The 18,031-nt window shown below is 41.7% G+C and carries 15 protein-coding genes, 1 tRNA gene and 1 pseudogene; 6 read left to right on the forward strand and 11 right to left on the reverse strand.

What is annotated here, in order from left to right; genetic code table 11:
* Nucleotides 1-368: 368 nt before the first annotated feature.
* From leuS to IYQ91_RS09550, 3 genes and pseudogenes are all read right to left on the reverse strand, one after another.
* The gene (gene leuS, locus IYQ91_RS09540) at nt 369-2,870 is read right to left on the reverse strand and encodes a leucine--tRNA ligase (protein ID WP_195673683.1); all 2,502 of its coding nucleotides are present in this window, start codon (nt 2,868-2,870) and stop codon (nt 369-371) included.
* A gap of 198 nt (nt 2,871-3,068) precedes the next feature.
* Nucleotides 3,069-4,107: pseudogene (locus tag IYQ91_RS09545) on the reverse strand (IS3 family transposase).
* 156 nt (nt 4,108-4,263) lie between these two features.
* Nucleotides 4,264-6,159, reverse strand: coding sequence for a M13 family metallopeptidase (locus IYQ91_RS09550; RefSeq protein WP_126466467.1), 1,896 nt, complete (start codon nt 6,157-6,159; stop codon nt 4,264-4,266).
* Between the two features lie 176 nt (nt 6,160-6,335).
* Between IYQ91_RS09550 and IYQ91_RS09555 the strand changes: the two genes are divergently transcribed.
* The 4 genes from IYQ91_RS09555 to IYQ91_RS09570 all read left to right on the forward strand — a co-directional run bounded on the left by IYQ91_RS09555 (nt 6,336) and on the right by IYQ91_RS09570 (nt 9,674).
* Nucleotides 6,336-7,055, forward strand: coding sequence for a metal ABC transporter ATP-binding protein (locus tag IYQ91_RS09555; protein ID WP_022526997.1), 720 nt, complete (start codon nt 6,336-6,338; stop codon nt 7,053-7,055).
* A 1-nt stretch (nt 7,056) separates the two neighbouring features.
* A complete protein-coding gene (locus IYQ91_RS09560) occupies nt 7,057-7,905 on the forward strand; it encodes a metal ABC transporter permease (RefSeq protein WP_003026866.1) in 849 nt (282 codons plus the stop codon).
* A 34-nt stretch (nt 7,906-7,939) separates the two neighbouring features.
* Nucleotides 7,940-8,872, forward strand: coding sequence for a metal ABC transporter substrate-binding protein (locus IYQ91_RS09565; protein WP_022526998.1), 933 nt, complete (start codon nt 7,940-7,942; stop codon nt 8,870-8,872).
* A 154-nt stretch (nt 8,873-9,026) separates the two neighbouring features.
* Entirely contained in the window at nt 9,027-9,674 is a 648-nt protein-coding gene (locus tag IYQ91_RS09570; protein ID WP_003026873.1) for a metal-dependent transcriptional regulator, read from the forward strand.
* A 122-nt stretch (nt 9,675-9,796) separates the two neighbouring features.
* Here IYQ91_RS09570 and dtd read toward each other — a convergent pair whose 3' ends face one another.
* From dtd to IYQ91_RS09610, 8 genes are all read right to left on the reverse strand, one after another.
* A complete protein-coding gene (gene dtd, locus IYQ91_RS09575) occupies nt 9,797-10,240 on the reverse strand; it encodes a D-aminoacyl-tRNA deacylase (RefSeq protein WP_022526999.1) in 444 nt (147 codons plus the stop codon).
* Between the two features lie 88 nt (nt 10,241-10,328).
* Nucleotides 10,329-12,545, reverse strand: a complete 2,217-nt coding sequence (locus IYQ91_RS09580) for a RelA/SpoT family protein (protein WP_106101087.1) — start codon at nt 12,543-12,545, stop codon at nt 10,329-10,331.
* Nucleotides 12,546-12,720: 175 nt separating this feature from the next.
* Nucleotides 12,721-12,867: a hypothetical protein gene (locus IYQ91_RS09585; RefSeq protein ID WP_003070706.1), complete on the reverse strand. Its 147-nt coding sequence runs from the start codon at nt 12,865-12,867 to the stop codon at nt 12,721-12,723.
* A 164-nt stretch (nt 12,868-13,031) separates the two neighbouring features.
* Nucleotides 13,032-13,775, reverse strand: coding sequence for a 16S rRNA (uracil(1498)-N(3))-methyltransferase (locus IYQ91_RS09590; protein WP_195673684.1), 744 nt, complete (start codon nt 13,773-13,775; stop codon nt 13,032-13,034).
* A complete protein-coding gene (gene prmA / locus IYQ91_RS09595; RefSeq protein WP_195673685.1) occupies nt 13,776-14,729 on the reverse strand; it encodes a 50S ribosomal protein L11 methyltransferase in 954 nt (317 codons plus the stop codon).
* Between the two features lie 3 nt (nt 14,730-14,732).
* Nucleotides 14,733-15,212 (reverse strand): GNAT family N-acetyltransferase, encoded by a 480-nt coding sequence (locus IYQ91_RS09600; protein WP_195673686.1) that lies wholly within the window; start codon nt 15,210-15,212, stop codon nt 14,733-14,735.
* Nucleotides 15,209-15,652 (reverse strand): NUDIX hydrolase, encoded by a 444-nt coding sequence (locus IYQ91_RS09605; protein ID WP_195673687.1) that lies wholly within the window; start codon nt 15,650-15,652, stop codon nt 15,209-15,211. Before IYQ91_RS09605 ends, IYQ91_RS09600 begins: the two co-directional genes overlap by 4 nt.
* 49 nt (nt 15,653-15,701) lie before the next feature.
* Entirely contained in the window at nt 15,702-16,172 is a 471-nt protein-coding gene (locus IYQ91_RS09610) for a DUF3013 family protein (protein WP_003070713.1), read from the reverse strand.
* A 101-nt stretch (nt 16,173-16,273) separates the two neighbouring features.
* On the opposite strand from IYQ91_RS09610, the gene IYQ91_RS09615 reads away from it, so the two are divergent.
* Complete coding sequence (locus IYQ91_RS09615) at nt 16,274-17,545, forward strand: replication-associated recombination protein A (protein WP_195673688.1); 1,272 nt, start codon at nt 16,274-16,276, stop codon at nt 17,543-17,545.
* A 272-nt stretch (nt 17,546-17,817) separates the two neighbouring features.
* Nucleotides 17,818-17,890, forward strand: a tRNA-Lys gene (locus IYQ91_RS09620).
* The last annotated feature ends 141 nt before the right edge of the window (nt 17,891-18,031 follow it).

An 18,031-nucleotide genomic window follows, 5' to 3' on the forward strand; every position in this document is an offset into this window, starting at 1 on the left:
TTGAGTTCTCACTCATTTCTGTCACTGACAGATTTATTGTTTCTTCTTAATGTTTGACGGACTGTCTTCTTAAACAGTCGCCTGCACATTGGTTCGTCTTGTTCAGTTTTCAAAGGTCTTTGTCGCCACTCAAGCGACAACTATCTTAGTATATCATCTCCTTCTCTTCTTGTCAATACCTTTTTTTATCTTTTTTTATTTTTCTTGTTTTTAAGTTTAAGCTTTTTTAGTTTAAGTCAGCAAAAAAGGATTCCAAATGTTATCAGAATCCTCATTTTTCTTTTATTTCGCAACAATATTCACCAATTTAGGTACCTCCAACAGCTTGAAACGTTATTGGAGGTTGCAGATAAGGCTAACAGAACCTATTACTTGACAACAATATTAACAAGTTTGTTAGGGACTACAATCACCTTAACCACCTGTTTTTCAGCGATTTCAGACTGGATTTTTTCATTGGTAAGGGCAAGCTTTTCAAGCTCTTCACGGCTTGAGTCTTTTGCGACCACAAGTTTCGCACGAACCTTGCCCTTGATTTGCACGACAATTTCAACCTCATCTTCAACGAGTTTTGCTTCATCCCATGTTGGCCAAGGAACGTATGAAATTGATTCACCTGATTGTGTCAATGTTTGCCACAATTCTTCAGAAAGGTGTGGTGCAAATGGTGCTAACAATTGTACAAAGTCTTTAGCGTAGCCAACAAAGAGTTTGTCTTCTTTATTGGCAGCATTGACGAATACCATCAATTGAGCAATGGCTGTGTTGAATTTCATGGCTTCAAGTTGTTCAGTTACAGCTTTGACTGTTTCGTTGTAAACTTTATCCAAATTGCCATTATTTTCTGCAACAATTTCTTTTGTTGTCAACAAGCGATAGACGCGGTCGAGGAATTTACGTGAGCCTTCAAGACCTTCTTCAGACCATGCGATTGAGGCATCAAGTGGTCCCATGAACATTTCGTACACTCGAAGTGTGTCTGCACCATAACGTTCAACCACATCGTCAGGGTTCACAACGTTTTTTAGTGATTTAGACATTTTCGCTGGTGCTTGTTCAAGTTCTTCACCAGTTTCAATGTGGAAGAATGAACCATCACGTTTTTCAACTTTATCAGTTGCCACAAGCGCACCACGGTGGTCGCGGTAGCTTGTTCCTAAAATCATCCCTTGGTTAAAGAGTTTTTGGAATGGTTCTTTGGTTGGAACGGCACCTAAATCATAAAGGAATTTGTGCCAGAAACGAGCATAAAGAAGGTGAAGCACTGCATGTTCTGCACCACCAATGTAAATGTCAACCGGCAGCCAAGCCTTGAGTAATTCTTCATCAGCTAATTTTTCATCGTTGTGTGGGTCGATATAGCGAAGATAATACCAGCTAGAGCCTGCCCATTGTGGCATTGTGTTTGTTTCACGGCGACCTTTCATCCCATCTTCACGCGTCACTTCCAGCCAATCGGTCAAGTTAGCAAGTGGGCTTTCACCTGTACCTGAAGGTTTGATGTCTTTGGTTACTGGCAATACAAGCGGCAATTGCTCTTCTGGAACAGCTGTTGTTGTGCCGTCTTCCCAGTGGATGATTGGGATTGGTTCACCCCAATAACGCTGACGGCTGAAGAGCCAGTCACGCAGACGGTAAGTTACTTTTTTGTTTCCGACACCTTCTGCTTCCAGCCAGTCAACCATTTTATCGATAGCTTGTGCTTTATCAAGGCCGTCTAAGAAGCCAGAATTGATGTGAAGACCGTCTTCTGTGAAAGCTCCTTCCTCAACATTTCCACCTTCAAGAACGGGAACGATTTCCAAGCCGAATTGCTTAGCAAATTCCCAGTCGCGCTTATCGTGAGCAGGAACCGCCATGATAGCACCAGTACCGTAGCTTACAAGAACATAGTCTGCAATCCAGATTGGGATTTCCTTGCCATTTACTGGATTAATGGCATAGCTACCAGTCCAGACACCTGTTTTTTCTTTAGCAAGGTCTGTACGAGCAAGGTCAGATTTAAGACTTGCTTGATGTTTGTAGTCAGCAACAGCTTGCGCTTGTTCTGGTGTTGTAATCACATCAACAAGTGGATGTTCAGGCGCTAAAACAGCATAAGTCGCACCAAATAATGTATCTGGACGAGTTGTAAATACGGTGAAATCTTTATCCGTATCTTTGATTTTAAAGGTAACGTTAGCACCAGTTGATTTGCCAATCCAGTTACGTTGCATGTCCTTGATAGACTCTGGCCAATCAAGGTCTTCTAAATCTTCGAGCAGACGTTCAGCATAAGCTGTGATTTTCAGCATCCATTGGCGCATGGGTTTGCGGACAACTGGGTAACCACCACGTTCAGATGTTCCGTCAGGAAGTACTTCTTCGTTAGCGATGGCTGTACCTAGTTCTTCAACCCAGTTAACTGGCACTTCAGCTTCGTATGCCAACCCTTTTTCATATAATTTTGTGAAAATCCACTGAGTCCATTTGTAGTAGTTAGGATCCGTTGTGTTCACTTCACGGTCCCAGTCATAAGAGAAGCCCAGTGCATTGATTTGGCGTTTGAAGTTGGCAATATTTTCTGCCGTAAACTCAGCTGGGTCATTACCTGTATCCATTGCGTATTGCTCGGCAGGCAGCCCAAAGGCATCCCAGCCCATTGGGTGAAGAACGTTGTAGCCTTGCGCACGTTTGAAACGACTAAGAATATCAGTCGCCGTGTAGCCTTCTGGGTGTCCTACGTGAAGACCAGCACCAGACGGGTAAGGGAACATATCCAACGCATAAAAATTTGGTTTGTCAGCGTCTGTTCCTGTTTTAAACGTATGATTTTCCGCCCAATAATTTTGCCATTTTTTTTCAATTGATTTGTGATTATAAAAAGTCATTGATTCACTCCAATTTTGTGATGTTATTATTATACCATTTTTAGGCGATTTTAAAAGGCATAATTAAGGAAAGTCTGTTTCTATATTCTCAAACACAAAAAACCAGCTGGTCATTCGGCACTGCACCCCAATAATGGGACAGAAGAAACCCCCTTTTTGGGCGACCAGATTTCTGTAATCCACAGGAGATCGGTCGTTTCATCTCTGTTGAATTCTAGTTTCATTATAAAATATGATGTAGATTTGACAATATCTGTTCTACTATCTTTGGTTAAGTTTCTCCAGTTATGGAGATAGAAGGTTTCAGACTTTAGGACAGAATGAAACCATTCGATACAGACATTATCCGCTGGTGTTCCCCTATGGGACATAGAGCGGGTGATGCCTTTTTCTGTGCAAGCCTGGTAATAAGCTTTTGAGGTGTAGACAGAGCCCTGATCGCTGTGCAAGAGCGCTCCTTGAGACACATTCAGTTGGTTCAAAGTATCCAACGCAAAGTCCGTATCCTGACAATCTGAGATGGTATAAGCCACAATTTCACGATTATAGAGATCCATGATAGAGGACAGGTAGAGTTTACAGTTTCCAAAGTAGAGGTAGGTCATGTCTGTGACCAGCTTCTCCAGTGGCTTTTCTGCTTTAAAATCACGATCTAGCTTATTCTCTGTTACATAGTAGGGCTTACCTAGACTCGGCCCCTTCTTAGGACGTACACGGCAGAGCTAACCATTCTCCTTCATAATACGATAAACCTTTTTAGGATTGATGACAAGGTTATCCCTCTTCTTGAGCAATCGAGTGATGGTACGGTAGCCGTAGATAAACTGATTTCCCATACAGATTCGCTCTATTTTTTCTACAACCTCGTCCCTTTGCTTAGTTTTTTTACCTTCTACTTTCCAACGGTAGAAAGTGGATCGTTTGATACCAAAACAGTCCAGAATGACGGATACTGGGCAGACGTTTTTGTATTCTTCCACCAGCTTGATAAGACTTACTTTGTCGATGACCTTACCAAGCTCCGATACTTTTTTAGTAGTTCTACCTGTAGTCGTAACTGTTCCACTTCAGATAGCTGTCCCATTCCTTTACCGTAGGTATATTGTTTCCCCACAGGTTGATGGAAACGGTGCAGTTCATCATTTCGATACCATCGCCACCAGGTCTTGACCTGACTAACATTTTTGATGCCCAGAGTCTCCATGATGACCTTATTTGACTTACCTGCCTTCTTCATTTCAATGCAGGCTAACTTAGTTTCTACCGAATACGCTTTTTTAACCACAACAAAACCCTCCTGTTTCTAGTTTACTAGATTTCAACAGGAGGGTTTTTCTTGTGTCTCATTTTATGGGGCTAGTGCCTTCCAACTGGTTTTAAGTAAAGTGAACCATTACCAAATAATCACGCGGTCTTCTGGTTTGCGCCACATGCCATCGCCTTCTTTAACATCAAAAGTCGTAAAGAAATCATCAAAGTTTGGCAATTGAACATTTGCCCGAAGTTTTCCAGGAGCATGCACGTCCACGCTGGCTAGCATCTGCATGAACTCTGGCCGAGCTTTCATGCGCCAGATACGGGCAAAGTTAGTAAAGAATTCTTCTGCAGAGAAGTCTGCTTCTTTCTTAGCGGCTTCCAGTGCTGCCGCAATACCACCAAGGTCTGCAATATTTTCTGAAACAGTTAGTTTCCCATTGACTTTAGCACCGTAAGAATCCTGTCCGTCAAATTGCTCAATCACCTTTTGAGTACGTGCTTGAAAGGCCTCGTAATCTTCTGACTTCCACCAATTGTTCAAACTTCCGTGTTCGTCAAATGAAGCTCCATTTGAGTCAAAGGCATGAGAAATTTCATGAGCAATCACCGCACCGATTCCACCATAGTTAGCTGATGAAGATTGATGTAAATCATAAAATGGCGCTTGGAGAATAGCTGCTGGGAACACAATTTGATTTTGCTGTGGGTCATAATACGCGTTGACCATATGGGCTGGCATGTGCCATTCACTGCGATCCACTTCCTTGTTCCACTTGCTCCATGTATGCGCAATAGAAATTTTTGCTAAATTTTGAGCATTCTCCACCAAACTCAAATTCTCATCAATCACTTTTTTCGCATAGGTTTCTGGCAATTTCTCTGGATAGCCGATATGCGGTGTGATGACATTGAGTTTGACAATCGCTTTGTCACGTGTTTCCTTAGCGAGCCAATCCGCCGTTTCCAGACGCGACTTATAAACATCAATCATAGCAGCAACTTTGTGCTCTACATCTGCTTTTGCTTCAGGTGAGAATTTTTCTCCCGCATACCACAAACCAAGTGCTTGGTTATACGGACCTTGCGCTAGCTGGTAAGCTGCCTTTTCTTTTGGACGTGGTTCTGGGACACCTGAGATAGCGCGTGCATAGGTACCTGAAAGGACACGAATTTCTTCAGTGAGCAAAGAAGTCCATGCTCCAGTAGAGAATAACTTCAGTGCCGCATGCAAATGCTCCCAATTCTTTTCTGAATAACATTCTGCTGCAAAGTCTTTCCAGAAACGCTCTTGAGGAACAATCACTTTGTCTGGGACTTGTCCCAAAATCTCTGTAAAAATCGCGTCAAGCGGCAATTCTGGAGCTAGCTTCGTAAAATCTGCCCAATCGTAAGGATGATACAATTTCACATATTCTGAACTTTCTTCATTTGACAGGACATACTTGGCTAATTTAGCATCCAATTCCAGATATTTATCCAAAATATCTTTTGTTTCCTCTGCCGAAAAGCCAAATTTAGTCAACAATTCTTCCTGCATTTTCCGCCAGATTGCCAGCAATTCCTTGCCTTTTTCATTTCCTTCTTCATAGTAGGTTGTATCTGGCAAAATGATTCCAGGCGCATCGGCCCAGAGAACATTCATTTGCGCATTCATAAAGTCTGGAGCAACATCAAAAGTAAAGAAATTTGGCTTTCCAGCCATTTCATATTCAGCAATCTTATCTGCAAATTCCTTAAAAGAGCCAAGCGCTTTATATTCTTCCACAAGCGGCATCGCTGGAGCAACTCCTGCTTGTTCCCGTCCGTCAAAATCTGCCACCAAACGATGGTATTTCACAAAATTTTGCAAGATTGGATCATCCGGTACATCTTGACCTGCTAACCATTTATCAGTTGTAGCTAGCATCAATTTTTCAATATCTTGATCCAGATCCATAAATCCACCTGTCATAGGCTTGTCATCAGGAATAACTGCTGTTTTTTCCCATTCACCATTAACATAGTCAAAAAAATCATCTTGTAAACGTGTCATCTTGTTCTCGCTTTCATTGTTTTATCTTAATCCTATCAAAAAAGTTCTGAATAATCAAACTTTTATCAAAAGGGAGTTTTCTGGCAAACCTTGCTTCTGATTTTTCTTAAAAATTCTAAAAATTAACTTGACTTAATTTTTATTTTAATGTATATTAACAGTAGGGGTGTATAAAAATGATACGTATCGAAAATTTAAGTGTCTCTTATCAGGAAACGCTTGCTCTCAATCAGATTTCTTTGGAAATCCAAGGCCCAACTATCATGGGAATTATCGGTCCAAACGGAGCTGGCAAATCCACCCTTTTAAAAGGGATGTTGGGCATCATTGACCACGCTGGACAAACTTATCTTGATGATAAAGAATTCTCAAAAGTACTCAGTCACGTTGCTTATGTGGAACAAAAAATTCACATTGACTACAACTTTCCTATCAAAGTAAAAGAATGTGTGTCGCTTGGACTGTATCCAAAAGTGAAATTGTTTCACAGACTAAAAAGCACAGACTGGGACAAGGTGACAAATGCGCTGCGCATTGTCGGCTTAGAGGATTATGCTGAACGCCAAATCAGCCAGTTGTCAGGAGGGCAATTTCAACGGGTCTTGATTGCGCGCTGTCTGGTACAAGAAGCAGACTGTATCTTTCTGGACGAACCGTTTGTCGGGATTGATTCGATCAGCGAAGAAATTATCATGACAACGCTACGCAATCTAAAAGAACAAGGAAAAACGATTCTCATCGTCCACCATGACTTAGGAAAAGTCCCGCATTATTTTGATCAAGTTTTAATTTTGAATAAAGAACTCATTGCCATTGGGGAAACTTCATCAACTTTCACAGAAGAAAACTTGAAAAAAGCCTACGGCTCTCAGCTTTTTGTGAATGGAGGTCTTTAATATGTTTTCAGAATTTCTTGATGGACTACAAAATTTCCATTTTCTACAAAATGCACTGATTACAGCCATTGTCATCGGGATTGTTGCTGGAGCAGTTGGTTGCTTCATCATTCTAAGAGGCATGTCTTTGATGGGCGATGCCATTTCACATGCGGTCTTACCGGGAGTTGCGCTCTCCTTTATCTTAGGAATCAACTTCTTTATCGGAGCCATTGTTTTTGGACTTTTAGCCTCGGTTATTATTACTTATATTAGAGGAAATTCAATTATTAAAAGTGATACTGCCATTGGAATAACTTTTAGCTCCTTTTTAGCTCTTGGAGTCATCTTGATCGGGGTTGCGAATAGTTCAACTGACCTTTTCCATATTCTTTTTGGGAATATCTTGGCCGTACAAGACATCGACATGTGGATTACAATCGGTGTCGGAATCGCTGTCCTGATTGTCATTGGAATGTTCTTCAAAGAACTATTGATTACTTCTTTCGATCCACTTCTGGCAAAAGCGATGGGGATGCCAGTCAATTTTTATCATTATCTCTTGATGATTCTCTTGACGCTAGTTGCAGTTACAGCTATGCAAAGTGTGGGAACGATTTTGATTGTTGCTATGCTGATTACACCTGCTGCTACTGCTTATCTTTACGCTAACAGTCTTAAAACAATGATTATCTTGTCTTCTAGCTTGGGGGCAATTGCATCTGTCTTAGGACTCTTCATTGGCTATACCTTTAATGTTGCGGCCGGCTCAAGTATTGTACTGACATCTGCCATTATCTTTGCCATTAGTTTCTTTATCGCTCCAAAACAACGATTTAACAAACTTAAAAACAAACCCAAGCTAAAATAAAGTTAGTATTTAATTTATTAAAGGAGAACCTTACATGAAAAAACTAGGTTTTATCACCGTTCTGTTTTTAGCCGTCGTTGGTCTTGTCGCCTGCGCTGGTCAAAAAGGAACTTCCACCAACAAATCTTCAAAATTGAATGTTGTTGCTACCAACTCTATCATCGCTGATATTACTAAAAATATCGCCGGTGATAAAATCAATCTGCACAGTATCGTTCCTGTCGGAAAAGATCCACATGAATACGAACCATTACCAGAAGATGTGAAAAAAACATCAAAAGCTGATTTGATTTTCTACAATGGTATCAATTTGGAAACAGGCGGAAATGCTTGGTTTACAAAATTAGTTAAAAACGCGAAAAAGAAAGAAAACAAAGATTACTATGCTGTAAGTGACGGTGTTGAGGTCATTTATCTTGAAGGTCAAAGCGAAAAAGGAAAAGAAGACCCACACGCTTGGCTCAATCTTGAAAACGGAGTTATCTATGCAAAAAATATTGCAAAACGTTTGATTGAAAAAGACCCTAAAAACAAAGAAACTTACGAAAAGAATCTGAAAGCCTATACTGCGAAACTTGAAGCATTGGACAAGGAAGCAAAAGCAAAATTCAACAACATTCCTGCTGAAAAGAAAATGATTGTTACCAGCGAAGGTTGCTTCAAATACTTCTCTAAAGCCTACGGCGTGCCATCTGCTTACATCTGGGAAATCAACACAGAAGAAGAAGGAACTCCAGACCAAATCAAAACACTAGTTGAAAAACTTCGTAAAACTAAAGTCCCTTCACTCTTTGTCGAAAGTAGTGTAGATGACCGTCCAATGAAGACTGTTTCAAAAGATACAAAAATTCCAATTTATGCCAAGATTTTCACTGATTCAATCGCTGAAAAAGGTGAAAAAGGAGATAGCTACTACGATATGATGAAATGGAACTTAGATAAGATTTCAGAAGGTCTTAGCAAATAAGAAATGGAAAAAGGAGCCGGAATTGATTGCCAGTTCCTTTTTACTTGAAATTCTTCTTGAATAATAAGCCTTTCATTCTCTGAAACAAGCGGTTATCGGCTGTATTCTTAAGTTATTTTTGATATACTAGTAAGATAAGGAGTAAAAGGACAACATGACCCCAAACAAAGAAGATTACCTCAAATGTATTTATGAGATTGGTACACATACTCAAAAAATTACAAATAAAGAAATTGCCGCCCAAATGCAGGTATCTCCCCCAGCTGTTACAGAAATGATTAAAAAGATGAAAGCCGAAAAATTGATTGTAAAAGATAAAACAAGCGGTTATTTACTGACAGATCTTGGTTTACATCTTGTTTCTGAGCTATATCGCAAGCACCGACTCATCGAGGCTTTCCTCGTACATGATTTGGGATATACGACTGATCAAATCCATGAAGAAGCGGAAGTCTTAGAACACACCGTTTCAGAATTATTTGTCGAGCGCTTAGAAAAAATGCTGAATTTCCCAGAAACCTGTCCCCACGGCGGAACCATTCCTGCAAAAGGTGAATTATTGGTCGAAAAATACCAATTGACTTTAGATCAAGTCGAAAATGCTGGAACCTATCGTTTAGCACGAGTTCACGATGAATTTGAACTATTAAAATATTTGGAAAAACACGATTTACATCTGGGAGATACGCTGATACTGGAGCAATACGATCCTTACGCTCAACTGTATGCGCTCAAGGTCAATGGAAAAGAGCTGCAAGTCAACTCTGCTATCGCTCAACAGCTTTATGTGGAAAAAATATAAAAGGAAGTCGCAACTGATAACATTAACACATTGGAGACTGCTCAATGCGTATTGAGTTTTATCCTAGAAAGCAAACAAGTCTGGAACAGTTTTGTCCAGACTCGTTTTTATTTATCATTTTCTCAACGATTCTTCGTATCTAACACAATCGTCACCGGTCCGTCATTGACTAACTCAACCTGCATATCAGCTGCGAAAACACCTGTTTTGACAGGTATATCTTGACTTAGCAATTCGTTAAAATCATCATATAACTGACTAGCCAAGTCTGGTTGCGCAGCGCCTGTAAAAGCTGGGCGATTACCTTTTTTTGTATCTGCGTAAAGGGTAAATTGAGAAATAGAAAGAATTTCTCCCTTTACGTCTTTGACGGACAAGTTCATCTTGTCTTCATCATCTGAAAAAATCCGCATATTGGCAATTTTTCTCGCCGCATATGCCACATCTTCTCGAACATCATCTGGAGCAACACCGACTAGCAACAGCAGGCCTTGCTGAATTTGATTGTAAAGTTCGCTATCAATCGATACCGAAGCCCGCTTCACACGCTGAATCACTATTTTCATTGTTGAACTTCCTAATTTCCGTTACATTTTGTGAATTAATTCGCAAAAACGCAATTCTAGCAAAACATTTCCGCTCTGCTGTCCTCACCTAGCCATTTGTCCTTTTGACAGAATAAACTTCAGGCACGCTCTTAATCTTATCTACAACTGTTGTGAGCATAGATAGATTAGCAATCCCAAAAGAAACATGGATGTTGGCAAATTTCATATCCTTCGTTGGCTGTGCATTCACAGTGGAGATATTTTTGGTTGTATTGGACAAAACTTGCAGCACATCGTTCAACAGACCTGCTCGATTCAAACCATAAATATCAATATGCGCTGTGTATTCCTTAGTAGAGGTATTTTCTTCCCATTCGACATCAATCAAGCGCTGTTCATAATTTTCCTGCGCCCGCAGATTCATACAGTCCTTACGGTGAATCGCCACGCCACGCCCTTTGGTAATGTACCCGACAATCTCGTCACCAGGAACTGGATTGCAACATTTGGCAATCCGTATCAAAAGCCCTGACGCACCTTGGATAATGACGCCGCCCTCATGCTTGACTTTCAGCGTTTCTTTATTCTCACGCTTCACTTCTCCGCCCTTAACAAGCTCTTCTGCTTCAGCTCTCGCTTTAGCACGCTCTTCCTCACGGCGTTCTTTTTCTGTCAAACGGTTAAAAATAGAAATCGCACCAATCTCACCAAAACCAATCGCCGCAAAAAGAGCTTCTTCTGTTTTGTAGCTCGTTTTTTGCAGGACTTCTTCCATGTGCTTTTTGTCCATGTATTTATTAGCTACATAGCCATGTTCTTGGAATTGTGCCTGTAAAAGTTCGCGCCCTTTAGAAATGGATAATTCCTTGTCTTGGTTTTTGAAAAATTGACGAATCTTATTGCGGGCCTTGCTTGTTTTTACAACATTAATCCAGTCACGACTTGGACCAAATGAATTGGTACTGGTAATAATCTCAACTTGATCTCCAGTTTTTAGCTTCGTAGTTAGCGGCACCATGCGACCATTGACCTTGGCACCAACCGCCTTTTCACCAACTTTAGTATGGATTTCATAAGCAAAATCAATCGGTCCAGAGTCTTTTGGCAACGAGCGGACAGCTCCGTCCGGTGTAAAGACATAGATTTCCTCAGCAAGGTAATTTTCTTTGACAGAATCCACAAAATCCTGTGCATCATTAGACTGGTCTTGGAGTTCCATCATCTCCTTAATCCAATTCATCCCAATCGCCGATTCTTTGCTATCAACCTGCCCTTTAATACCTTTTTTATAGGCCCAGTGTGCAGCAACCCCGTATTCAGCCACTTCGTGCATTTCTTTCGTCCGAATTTGAAACTCAATCGGACCTTTAGGTCCATAAACGGTGGTGTGGATAGACTGATAACCGTTCGCTTTGCGATTGGCGATATAGTCTTTGAAACGCCCAGGCATGGGGCGCCAAAGTTCATGAATGTAACCCAGCATAGCGTACACATCACTTTGCGTATCTAAAATGCAGCGAATGGCAATCAGGTCATAAATTTCATCAAAGCGCTTTTTCTTGTCTTGCATTTTGCGATAAATGGAATAAATATGTTTTGGACGACCGTAAATTTCCCCATGAAGATTACGCTCAGACGCATAGGTTTCAATCTTATGAACCACTTCGTCCACTAACTCCTCACGTTCCCGACGTTTTTCTTTCATCAGGTGGGAAATCTTATAAAACTCTGTCGGATTCAAATATCGAAAAGCTAAATCTTCCAATTCCCATTTGACGCTCGAAATCCCCAAGCGATGAGCCAACGGAGCATAAATTTCCATGGTTTCACGTGAGATGCGTTCCTGCTTGTCTTTGCGCAGATGCTTGAGCGTTCGCATATTGTGCAAACGGTCTGCCAGCTTGACCAAAATGACACGAATATCCTTAGACATCGCCATTAGCATTTTTCGGTGGTTTTCAGCCAACTGCTCCTCGTGAGACATGTACTTGACTTTACCAAGTTTGGTCACACCATCGACAATCACGCGCACATCATGTCCAAATTCGCCTTCCAAATCGTCCAAAGTTGCAGCTGTGTCTTCTACAACATCATGTAAAAAACCGCAAGCGACACTGACCGCATCCAACTTTAGCTTAGCTAAAATCCCTGCCACTTGAATCGGATGGATGATATATGGCTCACCTGATTGGCGAAATTGCCCCCGATGCCGATCTACTGCATAAACCAAAGCTTTTTGAACCAAGGCAACATCTTCTGATGATAAATACTTTCTAGTAAGAGCGACCACTTGATCGCCCGTCAAATTCACTTCTTTTGGCATTTTCTCTCTCCAGTTCTTCCTACCATTTTATCATTTTTAGACCGATATGAAAACAAGGAAATACAGAAGAAAGCAATAGAATCATAAGAAATACCTAAAAGCTGCAGATTCAATACCATTTCCCCAATACACTAGGAAAAAGAACATGGCACCATTTCAGGTAAAAAGCCCGCCTTTAAATAGGCGGGTTGTGATGGAAGAAGTGATGTTTTTCAGTATGCAACATATCTCCGATAAATTCAACATAAGCATAAATGAGATAGCAAGCTGATACAACGCCTAGCATAGCAATCAACAACTCAAATAAGGTAGATAAAGACATGATTGAACCTCCTCTCCTTATCAAGCAAAAGCATTTTTCGTCATCTAGCTAGCAAATTTGTTCCTGTACTTCCATCCTTTCTAGCTAAGCTAGATATTTCACTTATATTATACCAAAGTCAGGAGTTAAGGACAATAGAAATTAGCTTTCCCAATGATTTTTCCCTATTGCAGTAGCTCTGTCAGTACACTGACTGCACTGAGTGCGTAAAGCGGAGCTGTCTCTGTCCGCAAGATACGTGGACCCAGCCCTGCAAGTATAGCTCCCATCTCTTCCAATGTGGCAATTTCTGCTGGAGACAGGCCACCTTCTGGACCAAAAATAAATAAAATCCGACTTCCTTTTTTGAGTTCTGTCACAGCCTTGACCAAAGCAGCAGACTCTCCCTCTTTGGCAGATTCCTCATAAGCTACAATGACGCAGTCAAACTGACTCAAACAATCTAAAAAATCAATTTTCTTCTCAAAAAGTCGGACTTCTGGTACCCGATTGCGTTTGCTCTGCTTTGCTGCTCCCAAAACGATTTTTTCAAGTTTTTCTGTCTTTTTAGCTAATTTCTTGCCGTCCCACTTGGCAACAGACCAGTCCGCCGGAAAAGCCCAGATAGCAGCTGCACCCAGTTCTGTCGTTTTCTGAGCCACCCATTCCAGCTTGTCTCCCTTGGGAAAGCCAGAAGCAACCGTCACATGAAGCGGCAGCTCCGCGTTGTCTGGTAAATCTTCTACCAGATTCAGCACATGGCACTCTCTATCTGCAACTCTTGCTAGACGTTTAATGCCATCTTCAAAAACCAGCACCACTTCATCATCTTCTACCAAACGCATCACAGAAAACATATGCTTAAGGGTATCTTTATCTTTGATAATGACAGGCTTTTCAACCTGTCCCTTCACAAAATACTGCTGCATCTAGCCTCCTATCACTCCTGAAATCTCCTTGGTTTTCTTAAAGACACAGGCATTCCACTCGCCCTGAATCATGTGGGTCTCAAGGAAAAATCCAGCAGCTTCTGCTGACTCCCGCACCAGATCCCATTTCTCAGAGATAATCCCGCTCATAATCAGATAGCCCTCATCCTTAAGCAAACGGTAAGCATCATCCGTCAGATTTACCAAAATATCCGCCAGAATATTAGCTACAATGACATCAGCCTCAATATCAACGCCTTTGAGAAGGTCGCCAGCTGCCACATGAATATTTTCAGTCCCAGCATTCAGCGCAATATTTTCCTGAGCAACACGGACAGCCACATCGTCTAGGTCATAGGCGAAAATCTCCTTGGCACCCAAGAGAGAGCTGGCAATGGAGAGAACCCCACTGCCTGTACCCACATCCAGCACCGTTTCTCCGCCCCGCAGGACCTGCTCCAGAGCAAAGAGGCTCATCTTGGTCGTCGGGTGAGTGCCCGTACCAAAGGCCATGCCAGGATCCAGCTTGATAATCTTCTCACCAGTGGTCACCTCGTAGTCCGTCCAGGACGGCACGATGGTCAAGTCATGGGTGATTCGAGCCGGTTCAAAATATTTTTTCCAATTGTCCGCCCAATCTTCCTCTGCCAGTTCCTGACGAGTCAGCTCAATATCTCCCGTCTCCAAGCCGAAGCCGTCCAGCTCAGCCAGTCGCTCATTGGCCTGAGCTGCAATATCCTCTATATCCACCGAATCCGGATAATAGCCGGTAATCCTGACCCGCTCGCTCTGCTCAACTTCTGGAAAAAGCTCACCGTACTGGTCAACCTGCCCCAGATAATCTGCGCTGTCATCAATCGCCACACCTTGACTACCTAGGTCAATTAGAATATTACTGACCGCTTCTTCCGCCTCACGGCTGACCGTAATGGTTAGTTCTTGCCAAGTGTTCATGTGTCATTCCTTTCTTTTAATACTCTTCGTCATATAAACCATATCCATGCCCTCTTGCTCTGGTTCAGTATGCATTTGATGATAGCCGCATTTTTCATAAAATTTGACCATAGGTTCATCTTGGAAAACTGTACACAAATCCCACTGAGTAATCGTCGGAAATTTTTTCTCTAGCAGGCGAATTCCTTCGTAGCCATAGCCTTTTCGCTGATATTGAGGTAAAATTGCAGCTGTCCCAAGCCAACCTTTTGTTCGCTCATCGTTGGTTTGCAAGCGAAGAAAGCCAACAATTTCCTCATTATCTTTGACAAAATAGTAAAAACTATTAAGACGTTCCACCAACTTCCACTTGATCCGCTCTCTATCTTCCAAATAAGGGTCATACTGATCATGATATTTCTCATAAACAGCCTTGAAACTAGCACGTTGAATATTGATAATGGTTTCTAAATCTGTAGCTTCTGCTTGTTCTATATGAATCATCTCTGCACCTCCAAATAATCTCCTAATCTGCTTTTCAACTGTGGAATGACGCTTTCATCTGCTAATAATTCTTCTATATTTACTAATTTGTAGCCTTGTCCTTCGTCACCAAAAACAATCTGATCTATCAGTTCTTGACAGATAGAAGCCACCATGAAAACAGAAATTTTCTCAGGATGAACAAAGCCCTGATAACATTTGACCCAAACAATGGAATCCTCCATCAGTTCAATGCCCAGCTCCTCAAAAACTTCTCTTTTAATGCACTCAAAAGGCGTCTCGTCCTTTTCTCTCCCACCGCCAGGAAAATCCCACATATTGGGATAAGGAATAGCGGGAATATCGTCTCTTAAAATGGTTAAAATTGTATCGCCATACAGCAAAGCAATTTTACAACCTGAAAAATCAAACGTTTGATACAAAACAGTCATATCACTCATTCTTCCCTACCTCCGTAAAATCAGTGATCTTCTTAGGCACGCTTGTATTTCAGTATCTCGGATAGGGATAAAAGTCCGTCTCTTTCAAATCTGCTCTGGCTTTTTCAAAAGCTTTATTATTCCAGACAATTTCAAATTCCTCTGCCGCTGGATCTGCCAGGAAATCCATGAGAGCATCTAATCCCTCTTCGGCTGTCTGCTTCAAAAAATCCACAAAGTAGGTCAAGAATTCACGAGACAAACCTTTTTTTGGCTCGTAAGGAACAACTGTTAGATAATCCTCTGTTTCAAAGTGAGACTTGGCAGGATTATAAAAGAGAACGCTTTCTTCAAAGAAAATGTCTTCTGTGCTACTTTCTCCATCCACATCTAACAGTTCGATGCCATTTGCATTTTGTACTTCTAAGAGAAAGGACACTTCTACGGCATGATTCTTCTTATCCCAGTTTATCTCATAGTCAAATGGAAAGCATTGCCCCATTTCTTCATTTAATATATCCAAAAATCCATATTTAACCATAGCCAGCCTCTCTCCAATCCTTTAAAATGTGTTAAAATAGATACAACTATAGTAACATAAATTAGAACAGTTGAAAAGAATACCAGTAAGGAGGAAAACGTATGCCAGACAATTTAGCGATTCGCATGCGGCCTAAAAATATCAATCAGGTCATCGGTCAGAAACATCTGGTTGGCGAAGGAAAAATCATTCGTCGCATGGTGGAAGCCAATCGCCTGTCTTCCATGATTCTCTACGGTCCACCAGGGATTGGCAAGACTTCAATTGCCTCGGCTATTGCAGGAACCACCAAATTTGCTTTTCGGACCTTTAATGCTACCGTTGATAGTAAGAAGCGTCTGCAAGAGATTGCAGAAGAAGCCAAATTCTCTGGTGGTTTGGTGCTGCTGTTAGACGAGATTCATCGCTTGGACAAGACCAAACAGGACTTCCTCCTACCGCTCTTGGAAAACGGTCTGGTCATCATGATTGGCGCCACAACAGAAAATCCTTTTTTCTCCGTCACTCCCGCTATTCGCAGCCGAGTACAAATTTTCGAGTTGGAACCTCTGACAAATGATGATATTAAACAAGCCATTCAAACAGCCCTGACGGACACCGAACGAGGTTTTGATTTTCCTGTTCAGCTAGATGATGACGCACTGGATTTTATTGCCACTTCCACGAACGGAGACTTGCGCTCAGCCTTTAATTCTCTAGATTTAGCAGTTCTCTCTACTCAAGCAGATAATACAGGCGTTCACCATATCACTCTGGATATTATGGAAAACAGCCTACAAAAGAGCTACATCACTATGGACAAGGACGGAGACGGGCACTATGACGTTCTGTCCGCCTTACAGAAGTCTATTCGCGGGTCTGATGTCAATGCCAGTCTCCATTATGCAGCTCGCTTGATTGAAGCTGGAGACCTTCCCAGTCTCGCACGACGTCTGACGGTTATCGCTTATGAGGACATTGGTCTGGCAAACCCCGATGCTCAGATTCATACGGTGACTGCACTTGAAGCCGCTCAGAAAATCGGATTCCCAGAAGCTCGCATCCTCATTTCCAACATTGTCATTGACCTAGCGCTCTCTCCTAAGTCCAACTCGGCCTACGTAGCCATGGACAAGGCGCTCTCTGACTTGCGCCAGAACGGAAATCTCGCTATCCCCCGCCGTCTACGAGACGGTCACTACGCTGGTAGCAAGGAGCTGGGAAATGCGCAAGATTACAAATATCCACATAACTATCCTGGTAATTGGGTGCAGCAAGACTACCTTCCTGAAAAAATTAAAAATGCCGATTATTTCACTCCGAACGAAAACGGGAAGTACGAACGAGCCCTTGGCATGACTAAAAATAAGATTGAACAACTCAAAAACCACTAAAAAATCGTGGTATCGTTTGCAAAAAATCAATTTTTTCTCTTGAATTTTTCAAAAATTGTGGTATCATAATTATAGAAACGCTGTGGTGTACGACTTCACACTTAAGTGTTGACCGACTATTTTTTGTATTATTAGGGAAACAAAAGACTTCTAACAGCTTGCAGGCCGTTTCACGCGGAAGCAGCTTCAGTTAGAGCGAGTTGCCCACCTGCTTAATTGCGCGGGTTCAATACAAATCGTGAAGGTCCGGCACCAATACAGCTTTTTCTGTTGCCTCCTTAGCTCAGTTGGTAGAGCAGTGGACTCTTAATCCATGGGTCACAGGTTCGAGCCCTGTAGGGGGCATCTAATATTTACATGAGTCTGGGACAATAGTCCCTTTGCTACAAAAAAAGCAACGGATTTGCCGTTGCTTTTTGCATGGTTGCGATAGTCTTGGTAAAATAGAATTGCAAAATAAACCATTTAGAAAGGCTATCCCATGCA

Origin of the sequence: Streptococcus sp. HF-2466 (assembly GCF_015594645.1) — a bacterium.
Lineage (GTDB): Bacteria > Bacillota > Bacilli > Lactobacillales > Streptococcaceae > Streptococcus > Streptococcus anginosus.

What these genes read in the sequence shown, in the direction of transcription:
- leuS (WP_195673683.1), bottom strand. Translation starts at nt 2,870, where the DNA reads ATGACTTTTTATAATCACAAATCAATTGAAAAAAAATGGCAAAATTAT.
- IYQ91_RS09550 (WP_126466467.1), bottom strand. Translation starts at nt 6,159, where the DNA reads ATGACACGTTTACAAGATGATTTTTTTGACTATGTTAATGGTGAATGG.
- IYQ91_RS09555 (WP_022526997.1), top strand. Translation starts at nt 6,336, where the DNA reads ATGATACGTATCGAAAATTTAAGTGTCTCTTATCAGGAAACGCTTGCT.
- IYQ91_RS09560 (WP_003026866.1), top strand. Translation starts at nt 7,057, where the DNA reads ATGTTTTCAGAATTTCTTGATGGACTACAAAATTTCCATTTTCTACAA.
- IYQ91_RS09565 (WP_022526998.1), top strand. Translation starts at nt 7,940, where the DNA reads ATGAAAAAACTAGGTTTTATCACCGTTCTGTTTTTAGCCGTCGTTGGT.
- IYQ91_RS09570 (WP_003026873.1), top strand. Translation starts at nt 9,027, where the DNA reads ATGACCCCAAACAAAGAAGATTACCTCAAATGTATTTATGAGATTGGT.
- dtd (WP_022526999.1), bottom strand. Translation starts at nt 10,240, where the DNA reads ATGAAAATAGTGATTCAGCGTGTGAAGCGGGCTTCGGTATCGATTGAT.
- IYQ91_RS09580 (WP_106101087.1), bottom strand. Translation starts at nt 12,545, where the DNA reads ATGCCAAAAGAAGTGAATTTGACGGGCGATCAAGTGGTCGCTCTTACT.
- IYQ91_RS09585 (WP_003070706.1), bottom strand. Translation starts at nt 12,867, where the DNA reads ATGTCTTTATCTACCTTATTTGAGTTGTTGATTGCTATGCTAGGCGTT.
- IYQ91_RS09590 (WP_195673684.1), bottom strand. Translation starts at nt 13,775, where the DNA reads ATGCAGCAGTATTTTGTGAAGGGACAGGTTGAAAAGCCTGTCATTATC.
- prmA (WP_195673685.1), bottom strand. Translation starts at nt 14,729, where the DNA reads ATGAACACTTGGCAAGAACTAACCATTACGGTCAGCCGTGAGGCGGAA.
- IYQ91_RS09600 (WP_195673686.1), bottom strand. Translation starts at nt 15,212, where the DNA reads ATGATTCATATAGAACAAGCAGAAGCTACAGATTTAGAAACCATTATC.
- IYQ91_RS09605 (WP_195673687.1), bottom strand. Translation starts at nt 15,652, where the DNA reads ATGAGTGATATGACTGTTTTGTATCAAACGTTTGATTTTTCAGGTTGT.
- IYQ91_RS09610 (WP_003070713.1), bottom strand. Translation starts at nt 16,172, where the DNA reads ATGGTTAAATATGGATTTTTGGATATATTAAATGAAGAAATGGGGCAA.
- IYQ91_RS09615 (WP_195673688.1), top strand. Translation starts at nt 16,274, where the DNA reads ATGCCAGACAATTTAGCGATTCGCATGCGGCCTAAAAATATCAATCAG.